Genomic DNA, 23299 nt, shown 5'->3' with positions numbered 1-23299 from the left:
CGCCGTGGCAGATCGACACCGATCCTTTTCTCGCTGGGCATCGAGACCACGACCATGAACGTCGGACTGGTACTGACGTCGGGGGACGCCGAACGGATCGATCGCGCGGTTCGCGCCGAAGAACTCGGCTACGACGGGGTCTGGCTCGGCGAGTTGTGGGGCGAAAGCGCCGTCGTCCAGCTAGGCGAACTGGCGACCCGCACCGACGAGGTAGAACTCGGCAGCGCCATCCTGAACGTCTACTCGCGGTCGCCGGCCGTCCTGGCGATGACCGCTGCCGCGCTCGAGCGCGCCTCCGACGGGCGGTTCACGCTCGGACTCGGGACGAGTACCCCGAAGGCCGTCGAGGATCTCCACGGGATGTCGTTCGACCAGCCGGTGCGACGCGCCCACGAGACCATCGAGATCGTCCGCGGGTACCTCTCCGGCGACGGCGAGCCCGTCGACTACGACGGCGAACTGCTCTCGGTCGCGGACTTCCCCGCGCTCGAGAGCGGATCGGTGCCGATCTACCACGCCGGGCTCGGGCCGGCCAACCGGCGGGTCGTCGGCCGGCTCTGCGACGGCTGGATTCCGCACAACATCCCGTTCTCGCAGCTCGACGAGGCGTTCGAGGAAGTCGCCGGGGCTGCCCAGGAGCGGGACCGCGACCCCGCGGAGATCACGGTCGCGCCGTATGTCCCCGCGGCCGTCGACCCGGACCTCGAGACGGCGCGCCGGACGATCCGTCGACACGTCGCGTACTACGTCGGCAGCGGCGAGGGGTACCGGAACGCGGTCGCGTCGGCCTACCCCGAGCGGGCCGACCGGGTCGCCGACGCCTGGCGCTCCGGGGATCGGGAGGCCGCCGCCGACGCCGTCTCCGACGAGATGGTCGACGACCTGGGGATCGCGGCGACGCCCGACGACGCCCGCGACCGACTGCAGGGGCTGGTCGAGCGGACGCCGATCGACGAGCCGCTTATTGTCCTCCCCGAGCCAGCCTCGACCGAGACGCTCGAGGAGACGATGGTGGCGTTCGCTCCCGAGGGGTAGTTCCGGTCGCCCCGTCGATTCCGACCTGCGAAGGCCGGCGTATGGTTTTTCGACTCCTCCGTATCGATCGCTAGGTGGTTCCGATGTCAACGAGCTACAACGACTTCATCGGCGAGGTACAGCACCGAGTGGAGGCCGGGACGCAGGCCGAGGCCGTCAGGACGACGCGTGCGGTCCTCGAGACGCTCGGCGAACGCGTCGGCGAGGGCGGGGCGACGGACATCGCGGGTCCGCTGCCGATGGAGATCGACCGCTACCTGCTCGCGGCCGACCACGGCCACACGTTCGACTTCGACGGGTTCGTCGACCGCGTACAGGCGAAACTGAACCACGACGATCTCGATCTCGACGCCGCCTACGGCAGGCCGGCGGAGATCGACCGCGCGGAGGCGGTCTACCGAAGCAAGGCGGTGATCGAACTCGTCAGTCTGCTGGCACCCGGCGGGGAACTCGCGAACGTCGAGACCCAACTTCCCGACGAATTCGACGAACTGTCCGAGTTCGTCGACGCCGAGACGAAACCCTGGGAGTCGACCGAGTGAGGTCCCTGCGGACCGACTCAGTCGGAGGCGTCCGACCCGCTCGCCGGCGAGGGCGGCTCGCCCGACCCCGCGTCCGTCTCGAGGTCACCCCCGTCCTCGAGGACCTGGAGGTACCTGATTCGGTCCGGAATTGGCGGGTGCGTGTAGTGAAACGTCGCGTAGAGCGGATGGGGGAACGGGTTCGAGAGGTTCTCCGAGGCCAGCCGACACAGCGCCTCGATCAACGGCTCGCCGTCGCCCATCACCTCCGTCGCGAAGGCGTCGGCCTCGCGCTCGTGGGCGAGCGAGAGCCGGTTCTCGAGCGGGCTGGCGAGTTTCGCGAGCGGCTGGATCCAGAGCGCGCCGACCGCCAGCCCGGCGTAGGCCGTCTCGGGCAGGTCGAACATCGCGTACAGCCACGTCGTCTCGAGCAACAGCCACAGGACCGCGAAGACGGCCCCGACCCGGACGACTCCGGCGGCGAACTGCTTCCAGATGTGGGCCCGCTTCCAGTGGGCGAGTTCGTGGGCCAGCACGGCCTGGATCTCCTCGCGGTCCATCGTCTCGACGAGGGTGTCGAACAGCACGACCCGTTTGGTCCGGCCGAAGCCGATGAAGTAGGCGTTGGCGTGCGAGGAGCGCTTGCTCGCGTCCATGACGTAGACGTCGTCACAGGAGAAGCCAGCCCGTTCGAAGACGCGCTCGACCGCGTCCCGCAACGATCCGGACTCGACCGGTTCGAAATCGTTGAAAAGCGGCGCGATGACTCGGGGATAGACGACGAGCATCGTTAGTGAGAACGCCGCGTAGAGCCCGACTGCGGCCAGCCACCAGTAGGTCGGGACCGCTGCCACGAACCAGAGCACGCCGGCCGCGAGGGCGGCCGCGAAGACGACGCCGATCGCCGTCCCCAGGACTGCGTCGCGGAGGAAGAGGCCGGGCGTCGTCTCGTTGAAGTCGAACCGTTCTTCGATCACGAAGGTGTCGTACGCGTCGAACGGCACCGACAGGAGCCGGAGCGCGACGACCGCGCCCGCGAAGAAGACGACGCCCGTGAGGACCGGCCCGTACCCCAGTCCCTCGAGTCCGGCGACGATCTCGGCGAGCGCGCCCGAGTAGAGCGCCGCGAGCACGACGGCGACGCCGAGCCACGTGCGGACCTGCGAGAGCAGCGTCTTCGATCGCTGGTAGCCGACCACCCGATCGAGGTCCGCGACGTCCAGTCGCTTCTCGACCCAGTCGCGTTCGCGTTCGAGCGCCCGCCGCCCGTGGCGGACGTTCAGAACGGCCAGGACGCTGAAGAAGGCCGTCGTGCCGACGAACAGGAGCAGAAACAGGGCGTGGTACGCGAGCATGTTGGGTCCGTTGGTGTGGGAACGGATTAAGGTTCCCTCGTGCTCGCTCACGGGGCTCGGCGTCCGTCGCGTCCGTTCGAGTCTTCGGGTCTCCGGGTCTCCGGGATCAGTCGTCGGCCGGCGCTCGCCGTTCGCCCTCGAGCAGCGGCGTCCCGTCGGCTTTCGGACCGAGTTGCGGGCCGAAGGGCGGGTCGTCGGGGTCGACGACCCGTCGCTTCTCGTAGTCGGTCGACCGCTCGACGGGGATCCGGCCGATGGAGGTGATCATCTCGACGTAGTCCCGGAACGACCGGAACTCGCCGTAGTCGCCGCCCGCGCGCTTGGTGATCTCCTCGGAGAGGATCGTTCCCATGAAGTCGTCGGCCCCGCAGTTCAGCATCTTCAGGCCCTGTTCGTCGCCGTATTTCACCCAGGAGGACTGGATGTGGTCGACGTTATCGAGGAACAGCCGCGAGACGGCGATCAGCAGTTCGTCCTCGTCGTCGCTCGCACCGCCGGCGATCACGCCCTGCTCGTACAGCGGCGTATTCCGGTGGACGAACGAGAGGGGGACGAACTCCGTGATGTTGCCGGTCCGGTCCTGCAGGTCCCGGACCCGTTTCAGGTGGAGCGCACGGTGGGCCTCGTTCTCGACGTGGCCGTACATGATCGTCGCCGTCATCCCCAGGCCGACCTCAGCCGCGGCCTCCATCGCCTCGAGCCAGTCGTCGGTGCGGATCTTCCCGGGGCAGATGACGTCACGGACCTCGTCGACGAGGATCTCGGCGGCCGTCCCCGGCACCGTATCGAGGCCGGCGTCTTTCAGCCGGCGGTAGACCTCCTCGTACGACCAGTCGGTCCCCCGTCGGGCGTGGTAGGCCTCCTCGGGCGTCATCGAGTGGACGTGGACCCCGTCGACGCTCATCGCCGCGATCTGGTCGACGTACGTGCCGGGATTCGTCTCGTAGACCTCGGGCGGCTTGTAGTTGATCTCCTTTGGCTCGGGGTGGGCCTCGAGGAGTTCCCTGTGCTCGTCGTCGAGGGCGAACGCGGGGTGAAGCCCCGAGACCGAGCAGACCTCGTAGATCCCCCGCTCGACGGCGTCGGCGACGATCTCGCGGGACTCGGCCGGCGTCTTCGTGAACCCGGCCGTCTCGACGTCGGCGTCCCGCTCGAAGGTGCGGGCGGTGTCCTTGAAATTACAGAACAGGCAGCCGACGTTACAGGCGGTGGTGACGTTGTTGTTGAGGTTCGCCGTGAAGGTGACTTCGTCGCCGACGACCTCGGCCCGGCGCCGATCCGCGGCCTCGAGGACGCGTTCCTTGCGCCGGCGGTCGATCCCGTCGGTGTCGGTCCCGGTCGTGAGCAACTCGACGGCGTCGTCGACAGTGAGCCGATCGCCGTCGCGGGCCTTCTCGAGGGCGTTCTCGAACGACTGATCGGTCTCGGGAACGTGCTCGAACGAGAGGTCAGCCTCGATCTCGGTCACCGGGGAATCCATCGGAGTAACGATGCCGGTACAGCGAGAAAAGGGTGATGGATCGGGCGACCCGTTTGGTTCCGTTCGTACTCGAACCGCCCACCGCGCGTTCGCGGGGTCTCGCTCGAGGCACTCGAGCGGATCGGGACGTCGACGCTGCGCCTTACTCCTCGTCGGCCGACCCGTCTCGCACCTCGAGGTCGGTCTCTTCCTCGTACGTGAGCAGTTCGCCATCCGAGTCGTCGGCGTCCGTGCGGGTCGGACCGTCGGTGTCTGCCTCCCCGTCCGCGACGCCCTCGAGTCGGCCGGCCACGTCCTCGCCGTCGGCCTCTTTGCCGTCCACGTCGAACGCCTCGAGCGAATCCCGGAGTTCCTCGGCGAGTTCGGTCTGGGTCTGTGCGCCGGAGGCGACTTCGGCGATCGTCGCGGTCTGTTCTTCGACGGCCGCGGCGACGTTCTCGGTTTCGTCTTTCGTCTCCTCGCTGACGTCGGTGACTTCGTCGACCATCGTGACGACCCGCTCGCTGGCGCGGGCCTGCTCGTCGGTCGCCTCGTCGATCGACTGGACGCCGGCGTTGGCCTCCGCGACCTGTTCGGTGATCGCCTCGATCGCCTCGATTCCTTCGCCGACGACCTCGCTCCCGTTCTCGACGCGTTCCTGCATGCGTTCGATCTCGTCGACGGTCTCCTCGACGGCGCGTTCGACCTCGGAGATGCGGTCGTCGACCTCCTGGGTCGCCTTGGCAGTCTCCTCTGCCAGTGATTTGACCTCGTCAGCGACGACTGCGAACCCGTCGCCCTCGCTCCCTGCGGCGGCGGCCTCGATCGAGGCGTTCAGTGCCAGCAGGTTCGTCTGGCCCGCGATGTCGTCGATCAGGTCGACGATCTCGCGGATCTCGCCCATCTCGTCGTCCAGTTGCTCGATCCGGTCGGTGATCGCCGCCGTTCGGTCCTCGAGCCGATCCATCTCCGACCGGATCTCGCTGCTGGCTTCGCCGGCCGCCTCGGCGCGATCGGCGGCTTCCTCCGAGACCGAGGCGACGTCGTCCGCGGTGGAAGCGATCTCCTCGACCGTGGCGGAGAGGTCGTTCATCTCGCCGTAGACCTCCTGGAACCGCTGGCTCTGTTCGGCGGTAGCCGTGGCGATCTCGTCGGCGGAGGTGCTGACCTCGGTACTGGCCTGTTCGATCTCCTCGACGCGGGCGGTTACGTCCCGGCTGACGCGGTCGACCTCTTCGGCCATCCCCTGAATATCGAGGACGGTCCGCTCGAGATCCTCGAGCATCCCGTTGAACGCGGCGGCGATCTCGGCGAGAGCGTCGTTGTCGACGTTCTCGTCGAGTCGGCGGGTGAAGTCCCCGTCGGCGGCGTCGGCCATCACGTCCGCGAACTCCCCGGCCTTGCGCTCGAGGCGCTGGGCGAGTTCTTCGGCCTCGCGACGGGCCTCCGCAGCCTGCTCCTGGGACGCCTCGGCTTCGGCCTTCGACGCCTCGAGGTCGTCGATGTAACTCTCGAGGTCGGCTCGCATCGTCTCGAGGGAGTCGCCGAGCCCGCCGGGCACGTCGCGCTCGAGAGCCGGGTCGTCGAACTCCTGGCGGGCGATGGCGTCGGCCTGGTCGGCGGCCGTCTCGAGGTACGACTGGATGCCCGCGAAGGCGGTCCGCACTTGCCCGACCTCGTCGATCCGACCGTCGTCCTCGATCGTGATGCTCGTGTCCCCCTCCGAGAGCCGGGTTGCGTCCTCGGCGAGCCCCTCGAGGGCGTTGGCGGTCGAGCGGCCGATCGTCGCGCCGATGATCAGGAAGCCGGCCAGCGCGATCGAGATGATGACGATCAGCGACCCCGCGACGTCGTCGACCAGCGCGTAGGCGTTGGTCTGGGGGGCGTGGGTGGCGATGACCCAGTCGGTGTTCGGCACCGGCGCGTACGCGACGACGTCGTCCGCGTCGTCGAACTCGGTCGATCCCGGGCCGCTCCGTCCCTCTTCGATCACTCGGCTGTCGGGGCCGTCGCGGTACGTCGAGAGCACGGCGTCGCTCTCGTTCGCCAGCATCACGTTCCCGTCCGACGCGTCGACGACCTCGGTCGTGCTGCCTTCGATCGACTCGGCGAACGTTTCCGAGACGCCGTCGACCGACACGACGATCATTACCGCCGCGTCCTCTCCCTCGATCGGGCCGAAGAACGCCATCACGGGCTCGCCGTTCGACTCGTAGACGTCCGAGTGTGTCGCGCGTCCGTCGGCGATGTAGCTGCCGTCGAACTCGTGTTCCTCGACGTAGCCGACTTCGCGCTCGTGGACGTCGACCCCCAGTTCCGCGAGGTCTGTCCCCACCACAGCCTCGTCGGTGCTGTGTGCGATCTCGTTGGACTCGAGGTCGACGTAGTGGAGTCGTTGCACCTCGTCGGGCATGAACGTCAACTCGTTTTTCAGCGCGGTGTTGATCCCGATATCGGAGCTCCCGGCCAGGTCAGCGTCGCCGTCGGAGGCGAGCGCGGCCGCCTGCTGTTCCTGCGTTTCGATCCAGGAGCCGATCTCGTCGGCCTCGAGTTCGGCGGTCAGTTCCATCTCCGACTGTACGTCGGCGGTGATCTCCTCGGAAATGTCGACGTAGTAGAACCCGGCGACCCCCAGCGTGACGAGCAACACGAGAACGATGACGAGTCCGAACTTCGCCACGTAGCTTCGTCGGAGGGGATCCGGAACGAGTCCCTGCAAACCAGCCATTTCCCGGAGGATTCGACTACGGTACAAAAGCAGTTGTGGCCCAAGACGTGTGAGCACCTCACGCGGTCGGCGGCGATCGAGTTTCTCCGGGTCTACCGACGCCGACGCCGACGCCGACCCAGACTCCGACTCCAACCCCGGCCCGATCCCGACCCCGTATCACTCGTCGGTCGTCGCGGGAACGTCGGAAACTTCGTCCGGCCCGTCCTCATCCGGTTCGGACTCGTCTCCCGAGGATTCGGCATCCGTACCGGTCCCCGCGGCCTCCGCGTCGTTCGCCGCACCGCCTCCATCGACGTCGTCCTCGTCCCACTCGAGGGGTGCGTCGTCGGTCGCGTTCTCGGTTTCTTTCTCGCCCTCGCCTTCACCGTCGCCCCCGCCGTCAGCCCCTTCGTCCACGTCGAACGCCTCGAGGGAGTCACGCAGTTCTTCGGCGAGTTCGGTCTGGGTCTGTGCGCCGGAGGCGACTTCGGCGATCGTCGCGGTCTGTTCTTCGACGGCCGCGGCGACGTTCTCGGTCTCGTCTTTCGTCTCCTCGCTGTTTTCGGTCGCCTCGTCGACCATCGTGACGACCCGCTCGCTGGCACGGGCCTGCTCGTCGGTCGCCTCGTCGATCGACTTGACGCCCTCGTTCGCCTCGTCTACCCGGTCGGTGATCGCGTCGATCGCCTCGATCCCGTCGTCGACGACGTCGACCCCGCGGTCGACCTGCCGGCGCATGCGTTCGATCTCGTCGACGGTCTCCTCGACGGAGCGTTCGACCTCGGAGATGCGGTCGTCGACCTCCTGAGTGGCCTCGGCGGTCTCCTCTGCCAGTGATTTGACCTCGTCGGCGACGACTGCGAACCCGTCGCCCTCGCTCCCCGCGGCGGCGGCCTCGATCGAGGCGTTGAGTGCGAGCAGATTCGTCTGGCCCGCGATGTCGTCGATCAGATCGACGATCTCGCGGATCTCGCCCATCTCGTCGTCCAGTTGCTCGATCCGATCGGTGATCGCCTCCGTCCGGTCCTCGAGTCGATCCATCTCCGACCGGATCTCGCTGCTGGCTTCGCCGGCCGCCTCGGCGCGATCGGCGGCTTCCTCCGAGACCGAGGCGACGTCGTCCGCGGTGGAAGCGATCTCCTCGACCGTGGCGGAGAGGTCGTTCATCTCGCCGTAGACCTCCTGGAACCGCTGGCTCTGTTCGGCGGTAGCCGTGGCGATCTCGTCGGCGGAGGTGCTGACCTCGGTACTGGCCTGTTCGATCTCCTCGACGCGGGCGGTTACGTCCCGGCTGACGCGGTCGACCTCTTCGGCCATCCCCTGAATATCGAGGACGGTCCGCTCGAGATCCTCGAGCATCCCGTTGAACGCGGCGGCGATCTCGGCGAGAGCGTCGTTGTCGACGTTCTCGTCGAGTCGGCGGGTGAAGTCCCCGTCGGCGGCGTCGGCCATCACGTCCGCGAACTCCCCGGCCTTGCGCTCGAGACGCTGGGCGAGTTCCTCCGCTTCGCGACGGGCCTCGGCAGCCTCCTCGCGCGATGCTTCGGCTTCGGCCTTCGACGCCTCGAGGTCGTCGATGGATCGCTCGAGGTCGGTCCGCATCGTCTCGAGGGAATCGCCGAGCCCGCCGGGCACGTCGCGTTCGAGGGCGGGATCGTCGAACTCCTGGCGGGCGATGGCGTCGGCCTGGTCGGCGGCCGTCTCGAGGTACGACTGGATGCCGTCGAAGGCGCGTCGTACCTGTCCGACCTCGTCGATTCGGTCGTCGTCTGCGACCTCGACGTCGGTCGCCCCTTCGGAGATCGCCACGGCGTTGTCGGCCAGGTCGTCGAGCGCGTGGGCCGTCGAGCGCCCGATCGTCGCCCCGACGACCAGCAGGCCGCCGACGGCGATCGCGATCAACGTAAGCAGCGACGTAGCGACCTCGTCGGCCAGTGCGTACGCGTTGCTCTCCGGGGCGTGGGTGGCCAGCACCCAGTCCGTCTCGGGCACCGTGGCGTAGCCGACCAGTTCGTCGGTGTCGTCGTACTCGAGCACTCCGGAGCCGTCGTCGTCCTCGCTCTCGTTGACTGACTCGCCAGCCTCGTGGGTGACGCTGTCGATGAGCGCACTCTCCTCTCCCTCGCGGTAAGTCTCGCCGATCGCGTCGTCGTCCTCGGCGAGCAACACGGCCGTGCTTTTGACGTCGACGACCCGGATGTGGCCGCCCTCCACCGGCTCCTCGAACTCGGCCGCGAGCTCCGTCGCCGAGGCTACCACCATCACGGCAGTCTCCCCGTCCCCGGCACGCTCGACCGGACTGAGGAAGGCGATGACCGCGTTGCCGTCGTATTCGAACGTGTCCGTGTACGTCGAGTCGACGTTCAGGTTGCCGCTGTACTCCCGCTCGACGACCGTGTCCTTGACCGGGAGGTGGATCGTCATCCCGTACTCCGAGACGTCCGTCTCGACCGCGTTCGCGTCGCTGCTGTGGATGATCTCGTCGCTCGCCAGGTCCACGTGGTGAATTGCAATGACGGCGTCCCCCGCTCCCCGTTGCTCCTCGGCAAGTCGTGTCTCGACGTCCTCGTCCGAACCCCGCTCGAGGACGGTCGTCCCTGCGATCGAACGGGCGGTCTCCTCGTGGCTCTCGAGCAGACTCGAGAGTTCGCTCGCTTCGTCGCTCGTCGCCAGTTCCACCTCGCTCTGGACGTTCGTGGTGATCTCCCCCGTAATGTCGACGTAGAAGAACAAGGCGGCGGCGACCGTCACGACGAGCACGACGCAGATGACCAGGGCGAACTTCGCGACGTAACTCGACCGAATCCGGTCAGGAAGGAGCCGCTGGAGTCGTGATGTCATTTACCAAGAGCTTCTTTCCATCCCAGAAAGAGATTGTGGCCGGACTCGCGGCCGAACCGGCGGGACCGACCCTGCGATCGATACTGAAACCTTCTTGAGGGATCACCACGCGGGTTCGGGTATGTACGACGGCGACCGTACCGCCGCCGGGTGGCAGCCGTGACGAGCGTCAAGGAGTTCCGGATCGAAACGCCCGCGACCGAGAGCCGACTCGGCCGAGGGTCGTTCGTCTTCACCGACGACTACTCCGTCTTCGACTGGGGGAAGATGCCCGACACGATCCCCCAGAAGGGCGCGAGCCTCTGTACGATGGGCGCGTACAACTTCGAGCGCCTCGAGTCCGCGGGGATCCCGACCCATTACCGGGGGGTCGTCCCCGACGACGCGGACGAACCCGTCCCTCTCGAGGAGGTCGACGAACCGCCCCGCGAGATGGCTATCGAGTTGACGCAGGTTCCCGACCTCCCCAACGACGGCCGCGAATACGACTACGACAGCTATCACGCCGACGCCGGCGAGAACTACCTGATCCCCCTCGAGGTCGTCTTCCGCAACCGGGTTCCCGTCGGCTCCAGCCTCCGACGGCGCACCGACCCCGCCGACCACGGTCTCGAGCTCGATAGCTGGCCGAACGAACCCGTCGACCTCGAGGAGCCGGTCGTCGAGTTCTCGACGAAGTACGAGGAGAGCGACCGCTACCTCGACCGCGAGGAGGCCGACGCTATCGCCGGAAAAGCGGGGATCGACGACCTCGAGTCACTCGCCCGCGAGGTCAACCGGATCGTCACCGAACGCGCCGAGGAAGCCGGGCTCGACCACCAGGACGGGAAGATCGAGTGTTGTTACTACGACGGCGAGATCCGCGTGGCCGACGTCGTCGGCACCTTCGACGAGAACCGCTTCAGCTACGAGGGGACCCAGCTCTCGAAGGAAGTGCTGCGCCAGTATCACAAGCGCACCCAGCCCGAGTGGGTCCAGGCCGTCGAGCAAGCCAAGGCCGAGGCGAAACACGAGGGCGTCGCAGACTGGAAGTCCCTCTGTGACGAAACGCCCGACCCGCTCGAGGAGAGCGTCCTCGAGACCGCACGCGACATGTACTGTGCCGGGGCCAATGCCTACATCGGCCGAGAGCTGTTCGACGCGCCGCCGCTCTCGAAGGCGATCGGTGCCGTGCGGCGGCTGTAGCCGGCGGCCGACCGTCGTTTTGCGGGTAGTTACCGAACGACGCGGTAGAGGGTAGCGTCCGTACCGATTCCGGGCAAATCAGTAACCCTCATATGCTGGGGGACCTCACCCTGAAGCACGAAATGACCGTTCCCATCAGTTCCGTGCCGGCGAGTATCGTTCCGTTCGATCCGACGATCGGCGTCGCGGCCGTCGCCAGCATCATGCTGACCGTGTTCATCGCCGCCATGACGTTCCTGGCCCTGGCACCCGTCGTCTCCGAGACGTGGAACGAGCGATTGACGGGTTCCCCGCAGGGAGGTCCGTCGCTCGAGGCTGAGACGAACGAGGCCGACTGAGTTTCGCTATCGACGGCTGCGTTCGCGGTTCCGGTTCCTGGTCTCCGATTCGTTTCCCCTATCTTTTCTCACCGGTCGTTAGAGGTCGTACTGCTCTCGCACCAGATGGGCCATCCCGCGATCCTCGAGGACGTCCATCGGTGCGAGCATGTCCAACTGGACGACGCCCGGTAGTCGGCCGATCTGGACGCCGCCTGTGAACGTACATCGCGACCGGACCTCGCCCTCGCTCATGCCGAGAAGGTCGCCGGCCCGGTCGAACGCGTTCTCGGTCGCGTCGTTGATCGTCGCGCCGGAGCCGATCACCTGGATCGGCCCCATGTCGTCCTCGAGGTCGACGCCATGCTTCTCGGCGAGTTCGCGGCCCGCCTTACGTTCCTCGTCGCTGTAGGGTGTCGAGATGAACGGCAGATCCTCCTCGTTAGGCAGGAGGATCGGCCCGTCGATCTCGAGGTCCTCGATCACCTCGACGTCCATCCGGACCGTGCCGCTGACGTCGGTCGTGTGCAGTGAGAGTTCGCCGTCGCCCTGGTTGGCGTGAAGGTCGCCGACGTAGACGCCGCCGCCGTCGACCTTGACGGGACAGATCAGCGTCGCACCGGCCCGAACCTCGGGTACGTCCATGTGGCCGTCCGTCCGCTCCTCGAGGTCGGCCTCGCTCTCGAGACCCCAGTCGTGGTCGGCACCGATCAGGAACTGGCCGAAATCGCCAGCGTTGTGGGAGTCGGGCAGTTCCACGGGCGGGGTCGTCCCGACGTTGCCGATAAAGGGGCGCAGCCGTCCGAGCGTGCCGGGCATCTCCGAGGGTTCGTACAGCAGGATGGGGTGTTGCCGGGAGTTCTCGGGGATGTCCATGACCTCCTCGGCGTCGGTCGCGAGTTCGTGTGCGCCGTCGGCGTCCATCGTCACGCCGACGGTACGGTCCTCGTCGAAGGCCACGGTGTAGCCGTACTCGAAGCCGAACGACGAGGCGTTCGCGCCACACTCCTTGCAGCGGATCGCGTCCTCGCCGGTGCCCTCGACGACCGACTCGGGCCACTCCGTCCCGCACTCGGGACAGCGGTGGTCGACGAACGGGTCGTCCTCGAATGCCGCCTCCCGTTCGCGCATCGTCCCGGTGCTGGTGGCCATGCTCGTGACCTCGATCTCCCTGATCTTCAGGGCGATCGCGTCGCCGACCTCGGCGTTCTCGACCCGGATCGGCCGCGTGACCTCGTGTCCGCCCCGGAACGAGGGCGTGATCATCGGCCCCCAACAGGCCGGCGGGGTGTACGTCTCGATCGTCCCGCCGTCGGCGACCGTTCCGGCCCACTCCCGGTCCGGGCCGACCAGCCCGAGCGTGTACTGGTCGACCGATAGCTCCTGTTGGACTTCACGTTGTGCCATAACGTACCAGACTACGACGGCGACGGAAATAAAAGGTCAGTAGCACGCCGTAAACCGGGAACCGGGAACCGGCAATCACTGCTCGACGACTCGTCCGGAGCGAACCCCGACCCCGACGACGCGGCCCGCTACGTCGCCGCCGTCATCGACCCCGTCGCGGTCACGCTCGCGAAAACCGAACGACGGAACCTCGAGGCGCAACTCGAGCGGCGGCGGCCGCTGTTCGAGAACGTCTCGGTCGACCGCGTCGACGGCTGAGGACCCGCATTTCGTCAACCACGATCCTGACCGCGCTGAAAAACGACTCGAGAGTACGGCCGACGAGCGGTCGCTCTCCCGACGACGACCTCGGCGATCACTCCCAGTCCGGCAGCGGCGCGGCGTCGTCCGCCGCTACCGAGATCCAGGCGTCGTCCCGGGCGATATCGGCGATGACGAGATGTGGTCGGCCGTCGATCTCGTCGATCGCCGCCACGATCTCACCGCCGTCCGCCGGCAACTTGCCGATAGAGCCTGGATTGGGCGTCATGTTCGGATATCTCACGTATGTCCCTATGAATGTTCCGACTCCTGTCCAACTAGTATCGAAAACTCAATCTCAGAAGCGATAATGTTACGACCTCGAAACGTAATGATCGTCCAGTATGGACGATCGAGGTCGCTATCAGTCGTCTCCGGTGCAACCGCCGGATCCGTCCCGGTTGCACCGATATCGGGACAGCGGACCGTATCAGTCGTCGGCGATCGCGTCCCCGATGCCGTCGACCGGGCGGTCGGGCGTCGCGTCGTCGATCGCTGACGGGAGGCCGAGCTGGTACTCGTCGCCGTTCTCCCGGACGCTCGTTCGGCCGCGGTGGACCGAGACGTCGCCGTTCAGGTGCAGCCGCACCGCCTCGAGCAGGGCCTCGGCCTCGAGGGGCTGGCCGCGGCGTTTCATTTCGGCGACGTCGGCATCGTCGGGGACGTCGAAGGCTCGCTGGGTGATGATCGGCCCCTGGTCGAGGTCGGTCGTCACGTAGTGGGCCGTGACGCCGGCAACCCGAACGCCCTCCTCGACGGCCTGTCGGTAAGCCTCGGCACCGGGGAAGGCCGGCAGCAGCGAGGGGTGGACGTTGATGATCCGATCCTCGTAGCGGAAGACGACGTTCGGGCTGAGGATCCGCATGTACCGCGCGAGGACGATGAGGTCGGCGTCGTACTCCGCGAGCAGTTCGAGGAGTCGGTCCTCGTTTTGCTGGCCGTTTTCGGTACCGATGTCGTGGAACGGGACGCCGTAGTGTTCCGCCAGCGGCTGGAGGTCGTCGTGGTTGCCGATGACGACCCCGATCTCCGCGCCGAGGTCGTCGTTGGCCCAGGCCTCGAACAGTGCCTCGAGACAGTGGCTCTCCTTGGTGACGAGGACGGCGATCTGCTGGTCCTCGCGGTCGGCGGGGAACCGGACCTGGACGTCGAGTCCGAGGTCGTCGCCAAGGTCGTGGAGGTCCTCGCGGAGTTTCGCCTCGGTACAGACCATCTCCGAGGTGTCGACGGCGAGGTACATCCGGAAAACGCCGTCCCGGACCGCCTGGTCGAGGTCCTCGATGTTGATTCCGCGCTCGAACAGGAGGCTGGTCACGTTCGCGATCAGTCCGGTGTCGTCGTCTCCGATCACCGTGATTTCGGTCAGGTCGGTCGTCATCGCTGCCACCTCCGCTCGAGCGTGCGGCGAGACATTGAGGATTTCTCAGAGCGCGCGCGGCTAAAAGTCCTGCTTTCCACGGCCGCTCCGTCCACCCGAGCGCCGACCCTCGAGACGGCCCCGCCCCAGTTGGACTGATGTACCACGACCGTCTGAGGCTGGCCCCGCCGTGATTAATCCTTACCCGTGAATCCCCTCGAGTCGGACTCCGGAGCACTCCGGCTGTACTGCCTGTGGACGGGTTTGCCCGCGAGGTCCCGTGGCTGCCCGTCTCAGGGACCGAGCCTCGTATCAACCGGGATCGCATGCGACGCCGGACTCGGTCGTCTCGAGGCAGTGTTGCGGTGGACTCATCGAACCGCAACTCGGAACGCATACTATATTTTTATATTTATATTAATACAAATTATAAAGATATTTATCTCACGAAGTAATGTTGTTCTGCGTGAATGATAAAATGAGTAACAGGAGATCGTTCGTGAAAGGAATTGGCGCGTCAATCGCGTTCACTTTGCCCGGCGTTGCCGCTGCGGACGATCGATCCGACAGCGAGACCCGGCCGGACCGCTCGAACAGGCCGCCGGGAACCGGCGACATCGACAACGACGATCGGCTTCCGATCTATGCCAGCGGTCGGTCGATCCACGAGTATCGATCCGATGGAGGGACGTATACGTACACCCATACATTCGTCAGCCGTGACCTCGAGGAGCGGTACGGCGACCCGGTCCTCGAGTTCGAGTCGGAAACGATTCCGGACCGGTGGCTATCGGACGAGATCACCGCGAAGGAAGCGAGTACCCTTACCGTCGCGGACAGACTGGTGATCGGAACGGCGACGGAACACGCCACGGCCGAGCGGACGATCACCGAGCAACGCCGTGCCGGCGCTGACGAGGTAACGGGGCAGACTCACCTCACGGACGAGATTCCCCTCTATCATTACAAATCGGAGTCCGACGCCCAGGACCGACAGGCCCGGAAGGCCCCAATCAACGTCGGTTGGGAAGACATCGAAGCGGCTGAGGTGAAGTCGTTTCTGGAGGACGATTGTGACTGGAGCCAGTACGATTGGTTGCCCGAAGAGCCTCGGTACGTAAACGACGACGGAACGGTGACAAGTACCGAAGCACACGTGATGGACCGTATTCAGTTCACGAAGCAATGGCACGTCCGATTGTACGATATCGACCACGAGACGTACGAAGTGGTCGGACAGGCACATCGAGACCCACTGAACCACAACAAGGGAGTGACCGTCGACGACTGGCACTTCGACGATGCGAGAGAGGAAATCGTCGAGGGGTGGATGAACAATTCGTCCCGGTACCCGTCCCGTTCCAGCCTCGAGAACGGCGCTGACTGGGATTCACACAACGGGAATATCGCGATGCTGATGACGCAGTGACGACAGGGCCCCGAGTATGATATACAGACGACTCGCTATCGCCGCTGCTATCGGCTTCCTCAACGCTGTTATCGTCTATTACAACGGCTATTATCTCCTCAACCTGTCCCTGGATGCAGAGGGAATTCGACTTCTGGGTTACAAGTCCCTCCAGGCGTTCGGAATGTTCGTACTGGGTGCGGGCTCGACGTACGGCCTCCTTCGATACACGCTGGTCTGTCCGTTCGCCCTGACCGTTTTGTTCACCGCCTACAGCCTGTACGATCACGTCTCGCCCGCGATGGAGGGATTCACGCCGCTGTATCTCGGCGTTTGGTTCGTCTTCGTCGTCGTCGTGGCCCTCGTTGCCACTCTCGAGTACGGCGTCCGGAGCGGACTCGCTATCTACCCTCCGGAACCGCTGCTGTGACCGTCTGCGGTGGCCCGCAGACAGCGGGACCTCCTCGACACAGCAGTCACGTTCATGGCTGTCGTCCCTTCGGGTTCGACAGCAGCAGTGCCCGTTTCGGCACAGCTCGTCGGCTCGTCGCCACAGCGAGGGCTCGATCCCGCCGCGGCTGTTCGGTCGCCTCGAGTCGCTCGCCGACGAAGGCGACCTCACGAGCCGGCGCGGGAGGTCCGATCCGCCCGGGCGGTCGACGGGAAGGTTCGACTCCTGCTCGAGAACGGCGGCCGCTGTTCTGCCGACCGCGCGGTGGTGGCGACCGGATTCACCCCCATCTTCGAACATCCGTTCGTCGACCGGATCGCGGGGGTGCTGGGACTCGAGCGTGGACACCGCGGGATGCCCGTCCTGGAGGACGCGACGCTCGCCTGGCGACGGAGACGGCGACTCGAGTCGGCTGTATCTCGGGTGCGCTGGGCGCTGGCACCGTCGGGCCGCGCGCGGGTAACATCACCGGCGCGCGCCGGGCGGCTGATCGGATCGTACCGGCGATTTCGCCGACGAACCGATCACAACTGACCGCCGACTGATCGCTGCGTCGGCGACGCGAACCCGGATCGTTTTGTACAACTGTTCGCTATTGTGGTGCATGAGCAAGATCAGCCCGCCCGAACTCGAGCAACTGCTCGAGGGGGACGACCGGATTCACGTCCTCGACATTCGGCCGCGGGAGACATACCAGCAGTCGCACATCGATGGAAGTCGGAACGTCCCCGTCTACGACGATCTTCGGGCCGGGGACGACTCGAAGTTGCGGGGTTCGTTGTCGCGAATCCCCGACGATACCACCGTCGTCACGGTCTGTAAAGCGGGGATCGTTGCCCGGAAAGCGACCGCCGTCCTCGAGGAGGATGGGTACGACGCGGCTACGCTCGCCGGCGGGATGCGTCGCTGGAGAGGGTATCAGAACGGCTCGCTCGGCTATCGGTTGCGGGCCGCGGTCGGCGGACTCCTCCCCTGAGAGCTACGAGTTGCGACTCCCCCGGTCCGCTGTCAGTACTGATCGGTTCCGGCCGCAGCTCTGGTATCCACGATCGTGCATCACAAAGACAAGGCGAAAGCGTTTTTGATCACGAATACGGGATATCAGGTAATGACGGCCTACACCGCCACGGTGACGGTTCGACTCAAACGCGGCGTCCTGGATCCCGAGGCCGAGACCACGAAGCAGGCATTAGAGCGGCTCGGCTTCGAACTCGAGGAACTGCGCTCGTCGGATCGGTTCGAGATCGACCTCGAGGCTCCCTCTGCGGACGCGGCCCGCGAGCGCGCCGACGAGATGGCCGAACGGCTGCTGGCGAACCCGACCATCCACGACTACGACGTGGAGGTCGACGAACGGTAGATGACTGTCCCTTCCACTCACACGCCGATCGAAACTGCCGACCGCAACGTCGGGGGGTGGCGACTGTGACGGTTTCGATCGTCCGCTTCGGCGGTTCGAACTGCGACCGCGACGCGAAACGCGCCCTCGAGCACCTCGGGATCGACGCCGAAATCGTCTGGCACGAGGACGGCCTCCCCGCCGATACCGACGGAATCGTCCTCCCGGGCGGGTTCTCCTACGGCGACTACCTCAGGGCCGGCGCGATGGCCGCCCGCGCACCGATCATGGAAGAGGTCCGCGAGGCCGCGAGCGACGGGGTCCCGGTCCTGGGCGTCTGTAACGGAGCCCAGATCGGCTGTGAGTCCGGCCTGACGCCGGGGGCGTTCACGACGAACGAGAGTGCCCGCTTCCAGTGCGAGCACGTCCACCTGCGGGTCGAACGGGCCGACACCCCCTGGACCGCCGCCTACGAGGAAGGCGAGGTCATCGAGGTACCGATCGCCCACGGCGAGGGCCGCTACGAGATCGCCGACGACCGGCTGGCGGCACTCGAAGCCGAGGACCGAGTCCTCTTCCGGTACTGCGACGAGTACGGCGAGGTCGGACCGCACGCGAACCCGAACGGGTCGAAACACGACGTCGCGGGCGTGCTCGGCGATCGAGACACCGTCGCCGTCCTGATGCCCCATCCGGAACGCGCGACGCTGCCGGACGTGGGTCCCACGGACGGACAGGGGGTTCTCCGGGCGTTCGAGTAGCCGAGGCCGGCGGAGGACGGCCGGTACACTTATATTCCTTCCGAGTCGACACCGACCGAAGTAAACGACGCCGCAACGCCTCCGAGCGTGCATTGCACGTCCGTCGCATAATCGGCTCAATAGACCCAACGGCTCCGATACAGACGATGACTGGTCGAACCCGCGTCGTCTTCGCCGACGATACACCACCGGAGGGACTCGAGTCTCCGCCCGACGACGGAACGGACGACACCGGCACTATCGACGGTGCCGTCACGACAGTCGTCGACGGCGTTCGGGACTGCCTGGAGGCTCTCCCGAGTGCAGACTGCGTAGTCGTCGCTGACCTCCCGGAGACCGATCCCGTGGATCTCTGTGAACAGATCCACGACCGGCGGCCGGACGTTCCGATCGTCGCCTTCCCGGCCGACGGGAGCGAAGCCCTCGCGGGCGAACTCGTCGCCGCGGGGGTCGACGGCTACGTTCCGCGCTCGCAGGGTCTGGACACCCTCTCGAGGCGGATCCGCGAGCTAGCTTCCTCGGAACCGGGCTCGTCCGCGGACGGTGACGCCCCGGAAACGCGTGACCCGAACCCGGAACGCAACGGAACCGAGGACCCGCCCGTCACCGCAATTAACACGATCGAGACCCTCGAGTCCGCGATGGCTCTCGATCCGGACTACGTCGGCGGCGCGGACGAACGGTCGGACTCCTCTTCGTCTTCCTCGTCTTCTTCGTCCTCCTCGTCCTCCTCGTCCTCCTCGACGGACGACGGTACCGACTCGGTCCGCGTCGACGAAGCTCTCGACAGGTTCTTCGAGGGGATTCCCCTCGCCGTCGTCGAGTGGAACCGCGAGTTCGAGGCGGTCGGCTGGAGCGCCACCGCGACGGGTCTGTTCGGCTACAGCGCGGAAGAGGCGCTCGGGACCTCCGCCTTCGAGTTACTGATCCCGGAGTCCGAACGCGACATCGCCCGCGAGTACTGGTCCGAACTTATCGACTGCCAGTACGGCCGCGGCCCTTCCACGCAGATCAATCGGAACGTCTGTGCGGACGGCTCGACCATCGTCTGTGAGTGGGTTAACACCCCCATTTTCGACGGCGACGAGATCGTCGGCGTTCTCTCGTATGCTCGCGACGTCTCGGAAGAACACAAGCGAGCGAACGCCCTCGAGGCGCTCCAGGTGACCTCCCACGAACTCATCCGGGCCGAATCCGCCGAACGAATCGCGGAGATCGTGATGGACGCGACCGAAACGGTCCTCGAACAGCCCCTCGGGACGATCTACCTCTACGACGAGGAGGCCGGGCACCTCGAACTCGAGGGCGCTACCTCGGAACTCGCGGCCGTCGCGGCCGACGTCCCGCCGGTCGAACCCGGCGACTCCGAGTTCTGGACGGCCTACGCCGACGGGGAGTCGATCGTTCTTACGGACGTCTCGAGCGACGAAACCCCGGTCGAGTTCGAACCGGATGCCGACGTCTCGCTGGGGAACGCGATCTTGCATCCCGTCGGGGAGCATGGCCTGCTGACCATCGCGTCCTCGGGAGAGGATCGTCTCGATCCCACGGATATCCACCTCGTGCGAGTCCTGGCGGCGACGGTCGAGGCAGCGCTCGACCGGACGGTTCGGACCCGGGAACTCGCACGGACCGAGACGATCGTGGAAGCCGTCGGCGACGGGGTCTACGCGCTCGACGCCGACGGCCGGTTCGTAACGGTCAACGATCGGTTAGCTGCAGTGACGGGGTACGACCGGGACGACCTCCTCGGAAGCCACGTCTCGACGATCCTCACCGACGAAAGCGACGCCCGCCGGCGCAAGCGCGTCCGCGCGCTCTCGTCGGTCGGCGAGGGCGGCATCGCGACCTACGAGGCGACTCTCGAGGCGAACGACGGGGGGACGGTACCCTGCGAGATCAATACGACGTTGTGGCGACCGGAGAGAGACGACGGGACGGACGATTCCGTTCGGTCGGCAGCCACGGACCGAACGGGAACCGTCGGCATCGTTCGCGACGTCACCGACCGCAAACGAATGCAACGGGAGATCATCGAGCAGAAAGCGAAGATCGAGAGCCTTCACGCGATCGCGTCCCGTCTCGACGACTGTGACGACGGGGACGAGGTCTGCGAACTCGCCGTCGAAGCCGCCGAGGACGTGCTGAACTTCGACGCCTGCGCGGTCTATCTCGCCGACGAGGACGACGACTCGCTGGTCAAGCGGGCACTCTCCTCGGCGTTCGACGACCAGTACGAACGGCGCATCCCGCTCGATCGGGGGATCGCCGGCAAGACGTATCGAAACGAACAGACCTACCGCATCGAGGACGTCGGCGAGCGGGACGACGCTCGCCCGGCGACGGAGCGGTTCCGGTCGGCCCTGAGCGTTCCCATCGGCGATCGAGGGGTGTTCCAGGCCGCATCCACGGAGTACGACGCGTTCGACGACGACGACAAGGAACTCGCCGAGCTCCTGCTGTCACACGTCTCCGATGCGCTCGAGCGGCTGGCCTTCGAGGCGGAGTTGCGCACCGAGCGCGACCGCTTCGCGGCGCTTTTCGAGAACGTCCCGGACGCCGTCGTCAGTTCGCGATACGTCGACGAGGGGGCCCAGCCGATCGTCGAGGCCGTCAACCCGGCGTTCGAACGTGTCTTCGGCTACGAGGAGTCCGAGTTGATCGGCGAATCCATCGACGACTATATCGTCCCCTCCGACCGCGGGGACGAAGCCGAACGCATCAACCGGACCGGCAGCCAGGGCGACACCGTCGAGATGGAGGTCAAACGCCGGACGACCGACGGGCTACGCGATTTCATGCTCCGGCTGGCCCCGATGGAGACCGACGGCTACTCCGAGCGAACCTTCGGCGTCTATACCGATATCACCGAGCGAAAACAGCACCGCAAGCGCGTCGAGATCCTCAACCGGGTGTTGCGTCACGACCTGCGCAACGGGATGAACATCATCGATGGCTGTGCGCAACTGCTTCTCGAGGAACTCCGGTCTCTCGAGAACGACCCCGAGGTCGAAATCGACGTCGACGGGTGCGAACACGCCCGGGCGATCCAGGAACGAGCGAACGAACTCATCGAACTCGCGGAGAAGACCCGCGGAGTCGAACGCACCCTCGAGCGCGGCGATTCGGCGACCAGTCGGATCGATCCCGGTGCGCTGGTGTCCGACGCGGTCGCGCGACTCGAGCGGGAGTACCCCCACGCCGAGGTGACGACCTCGGTTCCCGACGACTGTACAGCCAGGGGGACCGAGTTCCTCGAGACGGCGCTGTTCCAGGTGCTCGAGAACGCGGTCGAGCACAACGACACCCCGCAGCCGTCGATCGAGGTGACCGTCGCGGACGCGGCTGAGGACGGGATGGTCCGGGTCTCGGTCGCCGACGATGGGCCGGGTATCCCGGTCGAGGAACGCGAACTCCTGCAGGAGGACCGCGAGATCACGCAGTTGCGCCACGCGAGCGGCCTGGGGCTGTGGCTCGTCAACTGGGTGGTCACCCACTCGGGCGGTCGACTCTCGTTTTCGGAGAACGGCTCGCGGGGGGCAGTAGTGACGATCGAGTTGCCGCGGGCGGAGTTCGACGGGGACGGCGGGGACGGAAACGGAGAGCGAGACCGGGGTCGGCGTCGAGGTCGTGACTGGGAACCGGAGACCGACCCCGGGGCGTAGCGCGTCGGTTCGTCTACCGCGTCAGCGGCTGGTTGAAACTCCGCTCGCGTTCCATGACCGTCTCCCAGGTCAGTTCGCATTCACAGGAAACCTGCTCGAAGACCGACGGGTCCTGGCGCAGGTCGAAGTCCTTGATCGCCTTCTGGACGAGGTCGTCGCACTCCCCGCAGTTGTGCGGGCCGCGGTCGGAGCCGTGACCGACCGGGTCCGAGACGACGATGGCGTCGACGTCGGCCGTCTCCTCGAGGACGTGGGCGATCGACCACATCCACGGCGGCCGGTAGCCGTCCGAGAAGTAGAGGTCGTCGACCATCGTGTACCGCTGGACGTTACAGGGGTTCATCGAGACGGTGTGACAGCCGGAGACGTCGGCACAGCGTTCGATCGAGGATATCATGTCCTCGACCGCTTCCGATTCGGTGAGGAACGGCGGTTTCATGAGGAGGTAGGCCTTGATGCCTGCGTCGGCGTCGTCGGCGTCCTCGTTCGCGGCGGCAGCCTCGGCACAGGCCTCCTCGAAGTCCGCGAAGTCGAAGTACTTGTTTACGCAGTCGTGGCGCACGCGGTCGGTCGCCGTCTCGAGGCCGATCGCGACGTCGGTATCGATGCCGTGCTGGGTGAAGTCGGCGATCTTCTCGCGATCGACGAAGTCCGGCAGCGACTCGACGACGATCCGGTCGCGGTCGGCGAAGGTGTCGGCGATCGCCCTGCGAGTTTCGGCACCGACCTCGCGTTCGTCGAGGAACGAACCGGAGGTATAGATCTTGATGAGGTCGGCCGTCTCGTCGGCGTTGTCCGCTTCGTGCTCGAGACAGACCTCGATCTGGTCCATCAGTGCTTCGTGAGAGACGCTCCCGCCGTCGACGCTCTCGGCGACGTAGCCACACATGGTACAGCCACCGGCACGGGCCCACCGGCAACCGCCGGTGTTCAGGATGATCGTCAGGCTCCGTTTGACGCCGCCGGGGGTGTTGTCCTCGTCGAGCCAGACGCGGGTCGGCTCGTGGGGGTCGTAGCTGGCCTCCTTGCGCGAACGAATCTCGCGCATTACCTGGTTGTGGGCGTCCATGCCCTTGCCCTGCTCGTAGACTTCGGGCGTGGGTTGACTCATTAGAAGGGGAAAGCGGCCCAGGCCGTAAAGCGCCTTCGTTGGCGCCGTTGGGCAGCCACCGCTCGAGCGGGACCTGC

At 66.2% G+C, this 23299-nt stretch carries 20 protein-coding genes; 12 read left to right on the top strand and 8 right to left on the bottom strand.

What is annotated here, in order from left to right; all coding sequences use genetic code 11:
* The first annotated feature begins 54 nt into the window (after window positions 1–54).
* Window positions 55–1035, top strand: coding sequence for an LLM class flavin-dependent oxidoreductase (locus CHINAEXTREME_RS01665; protein ID WP_007142245.1), 981 nt, complete (start codon window positions 55–57; stop codon window positions 1033–1035).
* A gap of 83 nt (window positions 1036–1118) precedes the next feature.
* A complete protein-coding gene (locus tag CHINAEXTREME_RS01660) occupies window positions 1119–1577 on the top strand; it encodes a DUF2267 domain-containing protein (protein ID WP_007142246.1) in 459 nt (152 codons plus the stop codon).
* 17 nt (window positions 1578–1594) lie between these two features.
* Here CHINAEXTREME_RS01660 and CHINAEXTREME_RS01655 read toward each other — a convergent pair whose 3' ends face one another.
* From CHINAEXTREME_RS01655 to CHINAEXTREME_RS01640, 4 genes are all read right to left on the bottom strand, one after another.
* Window positions 1595–2911: a M48 family metallopeptidase gene (locus tag CHINAEXTREME_RS01655; protein ID WP_007142247.1), complete on the bottom strand. Its 1317-nt coding sequence runs from the start codon at window positions 2909–2911 to the stop codon at window positions 1595–1597.
* A gap of 106 nt (window positions 2912–3017) precedes the next feature.
* Window positions 3018–4391 carry a 7,8-didemethyl-8-hydroxy-5-deazariboflavin synthase subunit CofH gene (gene cofH, locus CHINAEXTREME_RS01650; protein ID WP_007142248.1) on the bottom strand — a complete coding sequence of 458 codons (1374 nt, stop codon included), beginning with the start codon at window positions 4389–4391 and terminating at the stop codon, window positions 3018–3020.
* 142 nt (window positions 4392–4533) lie between these two features.
* On the bottom strand, window positions 4534–7098 hold the full coding sequence (locus tag CHINAEXTREME_RS01645) for a methyl-accepting chemotaxis protein (RefSeq protein ID WP_007142249.1): 2565 nt from the start codon (window positions 7096–7098) through the stop codon (window positions 4534–4536).
* Window positions 7099–7257: 159 nt separating this feature from the next.
* Window positions 7258–9921, bottom strand: coding sequence for a methyl-accepting chemotaxis protein (locus tag CHINAEXTREME_RS01640; RefSeq protein WP_076738687.1), 2664 nt, complete (start codon window positions 9919–9921; stop codon window positions 7258–7260).
* Between the two features lie 159 nt (window positions 9922–10080).
* On the opposite strand from CHINAEXTREME_RS01640, the gene CHINAEXTREME_RS01635 reads away from it, so the two are divergent.
* Window positions 10081–11106 carry a phosphoribosylaminoimidazolesuccinocarboxamide synthase gene (locus tag CHINAEXTREME_RS01635; protein WP_007142251.1) on the top strand — a complete coding sequence of 342 codons (1026 nt, stop codon included), beginning with the start codon at window positions 10081–10083 and terminating at the stop codon, window positions 11104–11106.
* A gap of 122 nt (window positions 11107–11228) precedes the next feature.
* Window positions 11229–11444, top strand: coding sequence for a hypothetical protein (locus CHINAEXTREME_RS01630; protein WP_029601470.1), 216 nt, complete (start codon window positions 11229–11231; stop codon window positions 11442–11444).
* A gap of 78 nt (window positions 11445–11522) precedes the next feature.
* Here CHINAEXTREME_RS01630 and CHINAEXTREME_RS01625 read toward each other — a convergent pair whose 3' ends face one another.
* On the bottom strand, window positions 11523–12830 hold the full coding sequence (locus CHINAEXTREME_RS01625) for an acetamidase/formamidase family protein (protein ID WP_007142253.1): 1308 nt from the start codon (window positions 12828–12830) through the stop codon (window positions 11523–11525).
* Between CHINAEXTREME_RS01625 and CHINAEXTREME_RS21990 the strand changes: the two genes are divergently transcribed.
* Window positions 12822–13088, top strand: a complete 267-nt coding sequence (locus CHINAEXTREME_RS21990) for a hypothetical protein (RefSeq protein ID WP_193790376.1) — start codon at window positions 12822–12824, stop codon at window positions 13086–13088. The two genes, CHINAEXTREME_RS01625 and CHINAEXTREME_RS21990, sit on opposite strands and share 9 nt — an antisense overlap.
* A 97-nt stretch (window positions 13089–13185) precedes the next feature.
* Here CHINAEXTREME_RS21990 and CHINAEXTREME_RS21735 read toward each other — a convergent pair whose 3' ends face one another.
* Window positions 13186–13359 (bottom strand): DUF7556 family protein, encoded by a 174-nt coding sequence (locus tag CHINAEXTREME_RS21735; protein WP_007142255.1) that lies wholly within the window; start codon window positions 13357–13359, stop codon window positions 13186–13188.
* A 201-nt stretch (window positions 13360–13560) separates the two neighbouring features.
* Window positions 13561–14508 (bottom strand): formyltetrahydrofolate deformylase, encoded by a 948-nt coding sequence (locus CHINAEXTREME_RS01615; protein ID WP_007142256.1) that lies wholly within the window; start codon window positions 14506–14508, stop codon window positions 13561–13563.
* Window positions 14509–14986: 478 nt separating this feature from the next.
* Here CHINAEXTREME_RS01615 and CHINAEXTREME_RS01610 point away from each other — a divergent pair, with 478 nt between their 5' ends.
* From CHINAEXTREME_RS01610 to CHINAEXTREME_RS01580, 7 genes are all read left to right on the top strand, one after another.
* Window positions 14987–15916 carry a hypothetical protein gene (locus CHINAEXTREME_RS01610; protein WP_238593333.1) on the top strand — a complete coding sequence of 310 codons (930 nt, stop codon included), beginning with the start codon at window positions 14987–14989 and terminating at the stop codon, window positions 15914–15916.
* 16 nt (window positions 15917–15932) lie between these two features.
* Window positions 15933–16325, top strand: coding sequence for a hypothetical protein (locus tag CHINAEXTREME_RS01605; protein ID WP_007142258.1), 393 nt, complete (start codon window positions 15933–15935; stop codon window positions 16323–16325).
* Between the two features lie 87 nt (window positions 16326–16412).
* On the top strand, window positions 16413–16880 hold the full coding sequence (locus CHINAEXTREME_RS01600) for a hypothetical protein (protein WP_007142259.1): 468 nt from the start codon (window positions 16413–16415) through the stop codon (window positions 16878–16880).
* 70 nt (window positions 16881–16950) lie between these two features.
* On the top strand, window positions 16951–17322 hold the full coding sequence (locus CHINAEXTREME_RS01595; protein WP_007142260.1) for a rhodanese-like domain-containing protein: 372 nt from the start codon (window positions 16951–16953) through the stop codon (window positions 17320–17322).
* Window positions 17323–17454: 132 nt separating this feature from the next.
* Window positions 17455–17706, top strand: coding sequence for a phosphoribosylformylglycinamidine synthase subunit PurS (purS, locus tag CHINAEXTREME_RS01590; RefSeq protein ID WP_007142261.1), 252 nt, complete (start codon window positions 17455–17457; stop codon window positions 17704–17706).
* A gap of 65 nt (window positions 17707–17771) precedes the next feature.
* Window positions 17772–18446, top strand: coding sequence for a phosphoribosylformylglycinamidine synthase I (purQ, locus tag CHINAEXTREME_RS01585; RefSeq protein ID WP_007142262.1), 675 nt, complete (start codon window positions 17772–17774; stop codon window positions 18444–18446).
* 146 nt (window positions 18447–18592) lie between these two features.
* Window positions 18593–22111, top strand: a complete 3519-nt coding sequence (locus CHINAEXTREME_RS01580; protein ID WP_007142263.1) for a PAS domain S-box protein — start codon at window positions 18593–18595, stop codon at window positions 22109–22111.
* Window positions 22112–22124: 13 nt separating this feature from the next.
* Here the strand turns inward: CHINAEXTREME_RS01580 and CHINAEXTREME_RS01575 are convergent, their stop codons facing one another.
* The gene (locus tag CHINAEXTREME_RS01575) at window positions 22125–23222 is read right to left on the bottom strand and encodes an archaeosine biosynthesis radical SAM protein RaSEA (protein WP_007142264.1); all 1098 of its coding nucleotides are present in this window, start codon (window positions 23220–23222) and stop codon (window positions 22125–22127) included.
* Between the last annotated feature and the right edge of the window lie 77 nt (window positions 23223–23299).

It is taken from the genome of Halobiforma lacisalsi AJ5 (genome assembly GCF_000226975.2).
Lineage (GTDB): Archaea > Halobacteriota > Halobacteria > Halobacteriales > Natrialbaceae > Natronobacterium > Natronobacterium lacisalsi.
The sequence above is the reverse complement of the archived record's forward strand: the minus strand, read 5'-3'. Positions and strand labels throughout refer to the sequence as shown.